Origin of the sequence: Ligilactobacillus hohenheimensis, from assembly GCF_947381805.1 — a bacterium.
GTDB classification, from domain to species: Bacteria; Bacillota; Bacilli; order Lactobacillales; family Lactobacillaceae; genus Ligilactobacillus; species Ligilactobacillus hohenheimensis.
The window spans coordinates 131847-143968 of record NZ_CANCXC010000004.1; the positions used below are offsets into that span (position 1 = coordinate 131847).

A 12122-nucleotide genomic window follows, 5' to 3' on the forward strand; every position below is an offset into this window, starting at 1 on the left:
AAACGGGTGGGACTTTAATCCCACCCGTTTGGTATTAATTATGATTTGAAGTACTTCGACGTTCCGACAAACTTGGTGTAGCATAGCAGCGACACTTCCCATAAGCCGCCAGCAAGGAGCGCACTCCCAATTGTGTCGGTGGCGAAGTGGTCCCGCAGGTAAATCCGCGTGAAGGCGATGAAGATCACCCAGCAGATTAGCGCAACCCGCAGCATTTGCCGCCGGTCCTGGTTTTCCATGCGGGGCAAAATAAACGTGAGTACAACCAGCACAAGTAGCATAGTAGTAAAGACGTGTCCGCTTGGGAAGCTGAATCCGTCTGCCGGTGCCAGCTTATTGAGCGGCCGCGGCCGGGCAACAACGTGTTTCATGATGAAGGCAACGCCCATGCATACAATGGTCGTCCCAAAGGCCCATATTCCATCAATGTGATCGTACTTGAAGAAGATCCATGCGCTTGCCCCGATGGTAAGCAGAAAGGCAAATGGGGGACATCCCAAGTACGTGACAAGGTGGATGAGACCGATTAAAGCGGGGAAAGTAATGGGTTGCAGAATTCGCTGGATGGCGAAATCAAACCCGTAAACCAGGCCGTTTCCGGTCTTAACTAAAAATGCTAGAATTAAAAATAAAATGATGAACACCAGCGCGCGTGCTGAGCGGCGGGAATCATCTTGAATATCAATCATGAGAATCCTCCTATGTCGGATAGTAATTCACCGCTAATTCTATCAAGCTTCTATGGAGGGTGCAAACAACCACTAGTTGGTAGGGAGGAATGACCGTGAAGTTTTCGTGGCAAAAAGGAACAACCCAGGGGATTACAATCCGCCGGTTTTTGAGCGACCGGGGATTAAGCCATCGGGTCCTGAGCAGGATTAACCACCACGAGGGTCAGGTGCGGGTTGATGACCGGAAAGTACAGCTGCAGGCGGTGGTTGACGAACCGGCGACGGTAACGGTGATGCTTCCGCCTGAACATCCCGATGAGAACGTGCCTCCAAGTACGGGTCCATTGGCCATTCTTGCTGTCGACGAGAATTGGCTGGTGGTTGACAAGCCCGCAGGGATGACGAGTGTGCCTGGGCCGCGTGACCGGAAGGATACGCTGGTAAACCGGGTGAAGGGATACCTGATGCAGCAGGGCGCGCGCGACCTTGTCCCCCACGTGATTACCCGCCTTGACCGGTTTACGAGTGGCGTAACGCTGGTTGCCCGTCACCGGGTTGCGCAGGGATTGATTAATCCGCAAGTTGAACAGCACACGCTACGGAAGGAATACTTAGCGGTGGTTCGGGGCGCTTTGGCGGAGGACCATGGTTTTTTCACTGGCCCGCTTGAACGGCAGCCGGGGACAAACCGGCAGTGGGTGAGTGCCACCGGGAAACCGGCCCGGACGGAGTACTGGGTAACGGCCCGGTATGCGGCGGCAACGCAGGTGCGTGTGCGGTTGCATACCGGCCGCACCCACCAGATTCGGGCCCACTTTGCGGCAGCGGGCCACCCGCTCTTAGGCGATGAGTTATATGGTGGCCCAACCACCTTAATTGAGCGGCAGGCCCTCCACGCCCGCGCCTTAGGCTTTACTGATCCGTTTACCGACCGGGCGGTGACTTATTGTGCGCCTATTCCGCCGGATCTCCAGCAACTACTTGCTACTTTGCAATAAAAATTATTTTTGGGATGCCCAAAAAAGCGTTTCCCTGAAATGGTAAAGATTGCTATAATGAAGGCGACAGTTAAAGCGGAATACTGGGGGATCGAGCATGACGCCAAAGAAACAGGACTATTTAAAAATTATCTTTGAGCTGGGCGGAACCAAAAAGGAAATCACGAATAAACAAATTGCGATGGGCTTAAACGTTGTTGCGGGTTCCGTGACCGAGATGGTGAATAAACTCGCCGCGGAAGGATTGGTGCACCACATTCCGTATGCGGGGGTGCGCCTGACGGAAACGGGGGAACGGCTTGCGGCGGCGTTAATTCGGCGCCACCGGTTATGGGAGACGTTTTTAGTCGACAAGCTGCATTACAAGCTAGAGGATATTCACGCTGATGCGGAGGTTCTCGAGCATGATATGAGTGAAAACCTGATGAACCACCTTGATGAGTACCTCGGCCACCCCACGCATTGTCCGCACGGCGGCGTAATTCCTGATAAGGATGGCCATTATGCCGAGGAGAGTCACCGGACGCTGGCAAGTGTCGCGGACGGGGTAAGCGTAACGGTGGAACGGTTTACGGACAATCACGAACTCCTAACATACCTGGACGGGAGTGGGCTTGATATTGGTGATCAGCTGACAGTTGAGCAGCATACGCCGTTTGAAGGCCCCATTGTGGTCCGTCTGGATAACGGGAAGCAGTTTGATGTTGGTTATAAGGCAGCAAACTACATCTTCGTGCGGGAATAATGCGTAAATATTAAATAAAAACGGGCTGAATGGAAGCAGTAGGCCGCCAAAACGTAAGTGCGGCGGGGCTTCCGTTCAGCCCGTTTTAAATTAGTGTGAGAGCAGTAAAGAGGGGTGGTCTTATGCCACGCCCTCTTTACCTCGTTAATTATTATTTAATTCTTCCGTGACGGGGACGCCCGCGTTAACGCGGTGCCGTTGCCGGTAACCAGCCAGTGAGTAGAAGCACCAGCCCGCAATCCCAAAGAAGGCTGGCCCAAAGACCGTCCAGAAGGCGGTGTAGAAATCGTGCTGGAGGAGGGGTTGAACAACCGTGAAGACAATCCCCATGAAAATGGTAATCCAGCTAATGAACGAAACCGCTACGGTGAGTGACCGGTTGGTGTAAATTTCAAACGGCCGCTCTAAATCCTGCCGCTTCTTGAAGAACGGGAAGGCCGCAATTAAGAAGAGGTACGGCACGGAGGTTGTAACGTTGTTCATGTCCTGCAGGACCGTGTAGAACGCCTGGGCGGATTTACCCCCAAAGGAAACCCCGAGGATAATTAGCACAACCATGACGGTTTGACACCACATGGCGGTGGCCGGCATCCCGTGCTCGTTCAGCTTGGTCAGTTTGTTTGGCCATAACCGCTGAGGAGTCCCGATAATCATTGTCTTTAACGGCGAGTAAATGAGGATGAAGATGGCTCCAAAAATTGAAAAGATTTCCTCAATCCCGATAATCCGGTCGGCCCAGAGCCCCCAGATCTTGGCAGTGGCAACGGACGTGTGGAGAAGGGTGTGGGCGATTGAATACCCGAGGTTACTCATTAATACCAGGGTGATGTTCCCGAGGTCAACGTTGCTTCCGCTTAAAACCCGGTGCCAGTTGGCGGTTACCCCCCAAGCAAGCACCCCAACACAGTAGATTACGATCATACCGATGGCAGCAATAACAATCCCCCGCGGGAAGTTTTTATCCGGATCCTTGACCTTATCGATGGTGCTTCCCATCGTTTCCATGCCCCCGTACGCAAAAACCGCGTAAACGAAGAACGACATCAAGGCAATGGGGGAACCGAATGCAGGATTCGGGGACTTTACCATGCTTTGGGTGGTCAGGGGCTGAGCGAGGTGGCCGTGGACAACCATCAGGTAGATGGCACTAACAATAAGAAAGAAGATGGCTACCCCGATAATAAACGTCCCACAGAAACTGGCGATTTTTTCAATCTTATCAAACCCGCGGGTTGATACGAACGTTGCAAAGACCAGCAGGGCAATTCCAATTAACCCAAGGGTTTGGTTGGAGGTTAGCCCGAAGAGGTGCCATGCCTGGGTGGTGTCCTTTCCGAAAATGGCCCCGGAAATTGAAACTGAAATGGTTGAGAAGTTTGTTACCAGCCAAATGACCCACGCTGCATACCAGATAAAGGTACCGATAAACGCGGGCTTTTCGCCGATACTAGCTTGAAGCCAGGAGTAAATCCCTCCCTGGCTGTCCTTGAGGGCGGAACCGTATTCCGCGAACATAAGTGAACTAGGGATGAAGAAGAGTAAAGCTCCTAAAACATACCAGAGCATTGCTCCGTATCCCATCTGGTAGAAGCCGACGGTCGTATTACCAAGCCCATAAATGGCGGCAAAAATCATTAAGACCAGACCCCACATTGACATTTTGCGTTGACTGTTTTCCATCAGTAACCGCTCCTTAATTAATTGGATTAAATAATTAATAAAGGTTGGCTAACACTACTGGTGAAGAAAAACCCCTTCCGGGCACCACATGCACCGGGAGGGGTTTATCCGTTCCGTGTGAATAGCGCTCCGCATTGCTGCGACAGTCCGTAGTTTGTTCAACTACGTCCCAGCACCAGCCCGTCCCGGGGACTGACACTTCGGCAACCGCTCCTTTTGCTTTTCATCATCGACTTGGGAAGTCTCCGAAAAGGTACTCTTATTGGTCGCGACCTCTATTACTTTATTTACTAACTTTATACTACGCTTGTGCGGGAGCGTCAAGGGAAATACGAACACTTTTTGCGATTACTTTGATAATTATTAGAATTGTCCCCAGCAACCATGGAGCTAAAATTGCGTCTCCCCGGGACATGGGGTAAGATTAAGGGGATTGAAATTAGCTAGTTTTAATAAAGGATTTGAAAAAGAATGACAGAAAAATATGCGGTAATTTTAGCGGCGGGTCAGGGGACCCGGATGAAGTCAAAGTTATATAAAGTTCTCCACCCGGTTTGCGGGAAGGCAATGGTTGATCATGTCTTGACCCAGCTGGAACGGGTCGGGATTGACCAGATTGTGACGGTTGTCGGCCACGGCGCGGACCAGGTTAAGCAGCTTCTTGGTGACCGGACAATCTATGCTTTGCAGGCGGAGCAGCTCGGAACGGGGCATGCCGTGATGCAAGCGGAGGACGTGTTGGGTCAAAAAGACGGGATTACCCTCGTAACGTGCGGTGACACCCCGCTCTTTACTGCTGAAACGTTTAAGCAACTGTTCGCCTACCACGAGCAACAGGGCGCAGCCGCAACGGTGCTGACGGCCCATACTGACCAGCCGTTTGGCTACGGCCGGATTATTCGGGACGCCGCCGGAACGGTTGCGAAGATTGTTGAACAAAAGGATGCAACGCCAGAAGAAGCAGCTGTCCAGGAAATTAACACGGGCGTGTACTGCTTTAACAATCAGGAATTGTTTGCTGCCCTTCACCAGCTGTCGAACGACAATGCACAAGGAGAGTACTACCTGACAGATGTTATCGGGATCCTCAAGCAGGCCGGTAAGCAGGTTGGTGCCTTTCAGATGGATGATTTCACGGAATCAATGGGGGTAAACGACCGGGTTGCCCTGGCAAACGCAACGCGGGTTATGCAGCAGCGAATTAATACCCGGCACATGCAAAACGGGGTTACCATGATTGATCCGGCTACCACGTACATTGATGCGGATGTTCAGATTGGCAATGACACCGTAATTGAACCGGGAGTTGTGCTTAAGGGTAAGACGTCAATTGGGAGTGACTGTGTGATTGGGGCCCACTCCGAGATTCGGGATAGTGTCATTGAGGACGGTGTCACGGTCACGGCTTCGTTCCTTGAAAATGCGGTAATGCACAAGGACAGTAACATTGGACCGTACAGTCACCTGCGGCCAAAGGCAGAGATTGGTGTGGGCGTCCACATCGGGAACTTCTGTGAGGTTAAGAACGCCCAGATTGGGCAAAACACCAAGGTCGGGCACCTGACCTACGTTGGGGATGCAACCTTAGGGAAGGAAATTAACATTGGCTGCGGGACCGTCTTTGTCAACTACGATGGAATGAATAAACACCACACAAATGTTGGGGACTACTCGTTCATCGGCAGCGGCTCAAACATCATTGCCCCGGTTGAAATTGGGGACCATGCATACGTTGCGGCGGGCTCAACGATCACGGATGACGTTGCACCGCACGACATGGGGATTGCCCGTGGTCGGCAGGTTAACAAAAAAGGTTACTACGACCGCTACCCTGTTGCGGAGGCTGCAAAGAAAAATGCCGAAAAGTACGGCGAAAAGTAGGAATCTGCTTGCCTGAATGGCGGTGCATGAATTAGAATTAACCGTAGAATTAAACATATGGAGGCTACCATGTCGGGACATAATTCAGACTCAAAGATTAAGTTGTTTGCATTGAATTCCAACAAACCGTTAGCACAGAAGATTGCCGACGCGATGGGAATTCCGCTGGGCAAGACGTCGGTTGACCGGTTTAGCGACGGCGAAATTCGGATTAACATTGAGGAAAGTGTTCGGGGGGACGAGATTTTCATCGTCCAGTCAACGTCGGCCCCGGTGAACGATAACCTGATGGAACTGTTGATCATGATTGACGCTTTGCGGCGGGCCAGTGCGGCAACGATTAACGTCGTGATCCCGTACTACGGCTACGCCCGGCAGGACCGGAAAGTGCGCTCCCGGGAACCAATTACCGCCAAGCTGGTAGCCGATATGATTGAAAAGGCGGGAGCCAACCGGGTAATCGCCCTTGACCTCCACGCTGCCCAGATTCAAGGGTTCTTTGATATTCCGGTTGACCACCTGATGGGGGCACCGCTATTAGCCGATTACTTCCTGACGAATAAGCTGGATAAGGATGCGGTGGTTGTTTCCCCTGATCATGGTGGGGTTTCTCGGGCGCGGAAGCTTGCCGAGTTCCTCAAGGCACCGATCGCAATTATTGACAAGCGGCGGCCGCGGGCCAACGTGGCGGAAGTGATGAACATCATTGGTTCCGTTAAGGGCAAGCGGTGCATCCTAATCGATGACATGATCGATACGGCAGGGACCATCACGCTTGCATCGCAGGCACTGATGGATGCGGGGGCTACTGACGTATACGCTTGCGCTACGCATCCGGTCTTATCCGGTCCAGCAATTGAGCGAATTGAAAACTCGCCGATTAAGCAGCTGGTTGTGACGGATTCCATTCAGTTACCAGAAGAAAAGCAGATTGATAAGTTAATTCAGGTTTCGGTTGGCCCGCTCATTGGGGACGCCATTAACCGGATCCACGAAAACGAATCAGTTAGCCCGCTGTTTAACACCCGGTTTGAGAGTGCTAAGCACTAAGGAGGAGCTAACCACAGGAGTAAAGAGGTTGAGACAGCAGGGTCCCAACCTCTTTTTTGGAGGGATGAAGTGAAAACACCGGTCACAATTAGGTTAGTTCACCCCTGCGATGCGGGAAGCTTGTACCGGTTAATTGAACAAAGCCGGGGGCAACTGGAACGGTGGCTTCCTTCGTTGCGAGCAATCACAACGCTTAATGCGACCCGGCAGTTTATTAACCGGTACGTTACCGCATGGCGGTGCGGAAATGGTGCGGGATACGTTATTCAGGTTAACGGGCAAGTTGTGGGGATGCTCACCCTGGAAAACATGACCGCAACGGCGGCGGACGTGGGGTACTGGTTAGAGAATACAGCGTGGGGGAACGGTTACGTTATTGCGGCTCTCCAGCAACTTTTTCCCCGGGTCCGGCAAGCAGGCTTAACCCGGTTACAGTTAATCACAGCGGCCGATAATCTGCGGAGCCAACGCGTTGCCCAGCATACGGGCTTTACCCTGCGTCAGCAATTGGTTGGTGGTGTCCGCGGAAAAACGAAAATGCTGCTTTATGAGCGCCGGTTAAGGTAAAGAAGGAGGTTGGAATTGATGGCCCAACCTCCTTCTATTAGTAATCCGTAATTATTCGCCGTGGTAGGATGCGCTTGAAACCCCATCAACGTCCCCGACAACCGTATCGGTAATTCCGTCGGTATGGCTAAACGTGAACTTGGGGCCGTCGTATTCCGCATCAAGGTCGATGCTGAGGTCAAGCCCGTCGAAGAACCATGCGTCAAAGGCCTCAACGTAGTAGTGAATGCCATCAATGACCTGGTCAAACACCGGATCAACGGGCTCATCGCAGCGTTGGAAGGCCTGTGAGAAGCCCTGATGAACGTTGGTGTTGCCGTAAACCTTACCGAACAGTTTAACGCCACCGCCAGCGGGAACGTGGAGTTCGGTGCGGAACCATTCGCTGGCTGCAGGAGTAATTGTAAGTTTCATCCGTCTTTCCTCCGTGTAGTTAATCATCTAGTCCTACTATATTACGTTTTAGCGCGAACTGCCAAGCGAAAGATGAAACCGGTTTAATTTCGGCGATAAAGTGGTTGCATTTAACCGGATGGCTGGTTATAATTGGACTATACCAAAAAGGACTATACCAATTTGAAAGGAGCGGAACCATGAAGGTTATTCGGGTTGCAAATGAAAACGACGGGGGCAAGGAAGCCCTGAAGGTCTTTGAAGCGGCACTGGCAAACGGTGCGCGGACGTTCGGGTTAGCGACGGGTGGCACCCCTGAGACAACGTACAAGGAACTGGTTGCCAGTGACTTGGACTTTAGCCAGTGCACATCAGTTAACCTGGACGAATACGTGGGGTTGGGACCAGACGACCCGCAAAGCTACAACTACTACATGCGGACGCACTTGTTTGACGCTAAGCCGTTTAAGGCCAACTACCTTCCTGATGGGTTGGCGGCAGATCCAGACGCTGAGGTTGCGCGGTATAACGAAGTGATTGCTGCTCATCCGGTTGATTTACAGTTGTTAGGAATCGGCCGAAACGGCCACATCGGTTTTAACGAACCAGGATCCCCGGTTGACGGGAAGGTCCGGAAGATTAAACTGACGGAATCAACAATCGAAGCGAACGCCCGCTACTTTGATAACGAGGCGGACGTGCCGCAGTACGCTTACTCAATGGGAATCGGACAGATCATGGCAGCAAAGCAGATTCTGCTGGAGGCATTTGGTGATAAGAAGGCAGATGCTATCGCAGCGATGGTTGACGGCCCGGTAACGCCGGAGGTTCCGGCAAGTATTTTGCAGCGGCACCCAAACGTCACGGTAATTGTGGATGAAGCAGCTGCAGCTAAGTTAAGGTAAGTTATTTACAGGAAACGGGGCATTCTCCAAATCCATAACTAACAAAGTTTTCCGTTGACTGTTTAACTAAAAGCAATAGCGGGTAGTTCCCAGGAGGAATTACCCGCTATTAATTATGCTTATTTTTTTGATTATTGTGCCCGCACCTTGGTGACTTCACCCGCGCTAAACGTTTGACCGGTTGTTAGCACTAATTGCCCGGTATCGTTGATGGTTTGGACGGTTCCGGTGGTTTTAGTTGCTCCTTGCTGGATGGTAACGGCTTTCCCGATTAAATCGCACCGCTTGCGGTATTCGTCCATGTACTGGCCGGTGGTGTAACTTTTTAGCATTTCTAACAAGCCGTCAAGGTAGGCGCCAACAAAGGCGTTTCGGGAAATGCCCGCCTTTTTCGCGGCGGGTTCCAGGGTGCCAACGCCCCGAGCAGCTACTTCCGGGGGAAAGGCGGCCGCGGGGGTGAGGTAGTTAATTCCCGTTCCGATAATCACCGCCCCCAGACCGTGGGTTTCAAGGTCAGCGATCCCCTCCGTTAAGATTCCGGCAATTTTTTGCCCGTTAACGTTGACGTCGTTGACCCACTTGATTGTCGGTTCTACGTGAAGAAGCCGACTGATTGTTTGGCTTAGGACGACTGCCGTACTGGTCGTGAGGAGTCCCGGGTTAAGGGGATTTGTTAGATGCGGCAAAAGAAGCGTAACGTAGATTCCCGTTCCTGCGGGGGAAAAGAACGTGCGTCCCTGCCGGCCGTACCCCGCTGTTTGGGTGTCCGCGATAATGGCAATGGGAGTCGTGGGGTGTTGGGTGCTAAGCTCCTTGGCCTTTGCGTTCGTTGACGGAAGGGTGGCGGCAACCTTAATTTCTAAGGGAGTGGTGGAACGCATTGCCCGCTGGATTAGGGGCGCAGCGAGCTTGCCGTTGTCAGCTAGGTGGTACCCGCGTTTGCCGCCACTTTCAATGGTGTACCCTTCATCGCGAAGGGCGTTAATTCCCTTCCATACGGCGGTGCGGGAGCACCCTAACTGGTCAGCGATGGCTTGTCCCGAAATAAACCCGGCCGTGGTTGCTAGCAATTCAAGAATTTGACGATCACTTTTCATCCGAAACCCCTCCCTGTTACGAACATTATAAGAAAGGTAAGAATTAAGTTCAATCCGGTACTAAACCTTTCCAAGTTAACCGGATAATGTTATTTTGTGAGGGTAACGGTGTCGTCGGCAAATGACCGGACGGGCCCGAAAATCTAAGGGAAACCTTCTCAGAGTGTTCGGTGCCCCAGCAAACGCCCGGGAATGACGAACCGGAACACTTTATGAAAGCTGGGATTTGATGAAGTTAAAACGACGGACATTGATTGAAATTGCGGTGATTCTCCTGAGCGGGGTAGCCCTATTTCTTTTTAGTACACACGATGATTTCATGTATCACCAAGCAATTGGGGAAGTCGTTGCGGTAAAGGACGGGAAGGCAGTCCGGCAGACCGATCAGTACAAGAATGTCGATTACCAAACCCGGCAACGGCTCACGGTGGTGCAAACAAACGGCCGTCACCGAGGACGGCGGATTATCATCCATAACACGTTCTCGCGGTCAGGTGCGCTCGACCAGGATTTCCACCGCGGGCAACATATTTTTCTGACAAATATTCGGCGGGTTCACGGAACGTATTACGCGACTGCTTCGCGGTTTAAACGGGATACGACGCTGTTAATGCTAGCGTGGTTGGTCGTCGTTCTTTTGTACCTGGTGATGCACGCGCACGGGTTGCGGACGTTATTAAGTGTGGCAATTAACTTTATTTTGTTCTTGTTCTTTGTTCAGTTGGACGTCACCCTAAACCTCACCCACTTCTTCTGGTTGTTTGCGTTGAGCGCGGTGCTTTTTACGGGATTAACGTTGTGCCTGGTCATTGGGGTGAATCGCCAGTGTCTGGTGACGTTTTTGGCGATTGTGACCGGGACCACGTTGGCGTTTGTAATTGGGATTGGAACACTTCAACTTACGCATAATGCGGGGGTGCATTACGAAGCGTTAGGGTATGCTACCCAGGCGCCACAGGAGCTATTTTTATCGGCGACCGTAATTGGCCTTTTAGGAGCGGTTATGGATGCCGCGACCGACATTGTTTCGACCCTGTTTGAAATGCACCGGGCGGACCCGGATGTTTCCCGGCTGCAGCTGTTTAAGTCGGGACAGGAAGTCGGCCGGTCAATTTTAGGACCGCTGATTAACGTCTTACTCCTGATCTTTTTTGCGGAAACGATTGCGATAGCCGTTCTTTACTTCAGAACGGGGAACCCAATTGGATACACGTTCCAGTGGACGATGGAACTGGGAATTATCCAGGCCCTCATCAGTGGCATTGGAATTGCGCTGGTGATTCCGTCGGCAAGTTGCCTGGCAGCGGTCGTATTAGGAAAGAAGGAACGGTCAAATGGCATCAATTAGTGCGTTAACGATTGTGATGGCGGTACTGATGTGCCTTGTCGGTGGCAAACGGGGGATTGCTGCCTTTGGAAGTGTCGCCCTCAACTTTATTTTGATGTTTATTGCGATTATTTTAATCTCCGCGGGTTTTGCCCCAATCTGGGTGGCCCTGTTTGTTGGAATTGCAATCCTTGCGATTACGATTTATTTGGGAAACGACGACGAGCAAACGGCACGGATTGCCTTTATTGCAACCCTCATTGTGCTGTGCGTGATGATTGTCCTCATTGTTCCGCTGGACCACTTTGCCCAGATTAAGGGCTTCAGTAACGAACAAACGGATGAAATTGAGCAGTTTACTCTCCTTGTGGGAGTCAACTTCGAATCAATCACGATTGCCACGACGCTGCTGAGCACCCTTGGAGCGATTTCGGAGGCCGCAATTGCCATTGCGAGTGGGTTGCGGGAAGTGATTGAGCAGAATCCGGGAATTAGCGTGGCGGCCGTCCGCCGGAGTGGGCGCAACATTGGTTTTCAAATTATGGGAATGACGTTTAACACGTTGTTCTTTGGAATGTTTGGGGGCGACCTGGCCCTATTTGTCCTGCTGTATAAACTAAAGGCGACGTTTGGCTACTACCTGAATTCGAAGATTTTTGTTTCGGAATGTATGATGGTGCTGTATTCGGCCATTGCGGTTATCCTGGTAATCTGGATTACGACGCAGATGATGGCCAGGAAGGTGAAGCGGGCGGCCCATCAGGAAAAACCGGGCGAACAACAGGGGTCAAATGTTCACCCGGACTAG

At 51.8% G+C, this 12122-nt stretch carries 12 protein-coding genes and 1 riboswitch; of the genes, 8 read left to right on the plus strand and 4 right to left on the minus strand.

The window, feature by feature from the left end:
* Window positions 1-38 precede the first annotated feature (38 nt).
* Complete coding sequence (locus QOR60_RS06160) at window positions 39-689, minus strand: phosphatase PAP2 family protein (protein WP_283582496.1); 651 nt, start codon at window positions 687-689, stop codon at window positions 39-41.
* 95 nt (window positions 690-784) lie between these two features.
* Here QOR60_RS06160 and QOR60_RS06165 point away from each other — a divergent pair, with 95 nt between their 5' ends.
* Together QOR60_RS06165 and QOR60_RS06170 are read left to right on the plus strand one after the other, a co-directional pair.
* Window positions 785-1669, plus strand: a complete 885-nt coding sequence (locus tag QOR60_RS06165) for an RluA family pseudouridine synthase (RefSeq protein WP_283582497.1) — start codon at window positions 785-787, stop codon at window positions 1667-1669.
* Window positions 1670-1766: 97 nt separating this feature from the next.
* Entirely contained in the window at window positions 1767-2414 is a 648-nt protein-coding gene (locus QOR60_RS06170) for a metal-dependent transcriptional regulator (RefSeq protein WP_283582498.1), read from the plus strand.
* Window positions 2415-2558: 144 nt separating this feature from the next.
* Here QOR60_RS06170 and yjeM read toward each other — a convergent pair whose 3' ends face one another.
* A complete protein-coding gene (gene yjeM, locus QOR60_RS06175; protein WP_283582499.1) occupies window positions 2559-4094 on the minus strand; it encodes a glutamate/gamma-aminobutyrate family transporter YjeM in 1536 nt (511 codons plus the stop codon).
* A gap of 114 nt (window positions 4095-4208) precedes the next feature.
* Window positions 4209-4380: riboswitch (Lysine riboswitch) on the minus strand.
* A 185-nt stretch (window positions 4381-4565) separates the two neighbouring features.
* On the opposite strand from yjeM, the gene glmU reads away from it, so the two are divergent.
* From glmU to QOR60_RS06190, 3 genes are all read left to right on the plus strand, one after another.
* Complete coding sequence (glmU, locus tag QOR60_RS06180; RefSeq protein WP_283582500.1) at window positions 4566-5975, plus strand: bifunctional UDP-N-acetylglucosamine diphosphorylase/glucosamine-1-phosphate N-acetyltransferase GlmU; 1410 nt, start codon at window positions 4566-4568, stop codon at window positions 5973-5975.
* 69 nt (window positions 5976-6044) lie between these two features.
* Complete coding sequence (locus QOR60_RS06185; RefSeq protein ID WP_283582501.1) at window positions 6045-7025, plus strand: ribose-phosphate diphosphokinase; 981 nt, start codon at window positions 6045-6047, stop codon at window positions 7023-7025.
* A gap of 69 nt (window positions 7026-7094) precedes the next feature.
* Window positions 7095-7592, plus strand: a complete 498-nt coding sequence (locus QOR60_RS06190; RefSeq protein ID WP_283582502.1) for a GNAT family N-acetyltransferase — start codon at window positions 7095-7097, stop codon at window positions 7590-7592.
* A 51-nt stretch (window positions 7593-7643) separates the two neighbouring features.
* Here the strand turns inward: QOR60_RS06190 and QOR60_RS06195 are convergent, their stop codons facing one another.
* Window positions 7644-8006 carry a HesB/YadR/YfhF family protein gene (locus QOR60_RS06195; protein ID WP_283582503.1) on the minus strand — a complete coding sequence of 121 codons (363 nt, stop codon included), beginning with the start codon at window positions 8004-8006 and terminating at the stop codon, window positions 7644-7646.
* A 179-nt stretch (window positions 8007-8185) separates the two neighbouring features.
* Here QOR60_RS06195 and QOR60_RS06200 point away from each other — a divergent pair, with 179 nt between their 5' ends.
* A complete protein-coding gene (locus QOR60_RS06200) occupies window positions 8186-8890 on the plus strand; it encodes a glucosamine-6-phosphate deaminase (protein ID WP_283582504.1) in 705 nt (234 codons plus the stop codon).
* 131 nt (window positions 8891-9021) lie between these two features.
* Here QOR60_RS06200 and QOR60_RS06205 read toward each other — a convergent pair whose 3' ends face one another.
* Window positions 9022-9987, minus strand: coding sequence for a biotin--[acetyl-CoA-carboxylase] ligase (locus QOR60_RS06205; protein WP_283582505.1), 966 nt, complete (start codon window positions 9985-9987; stop codon window positions 9022-9024).
* Between the two features lie 229 nt (window positions 9988-10216).
* On the opposite strand from QOR60_RS06205, the gene QOR60_RS06210 reads away from it, so the two are divergent.
* Both QOR60_RS06210 and QOR60_RS06215 read left to right on the plus strand, forming a co-directional pair.
* Complete coding sequence (locus QOR60_RS06210; protein ID WP_283582506.1) at window positions 10217-11335, plus strand: YibE/F family protein; 1119 nt, start codon at window positions 10217-10219, stop codon at window positions 11333-11335.
* The gene (locus QOR60_RS06215; RefSeq protein ID WP_283582507.1) at window positions 11322-12122 is read left to right on the plus strand and encodes a YibE/F family protein; all 801 of its coding nucleotides are present in this window, start codon (window positions 11322-11324) and stop codon (window positions 12120-12122) included. Before QOR60_RS06210 ends, QOR60_RS06215 begins: the two co-directional genes overlap by 14 nt.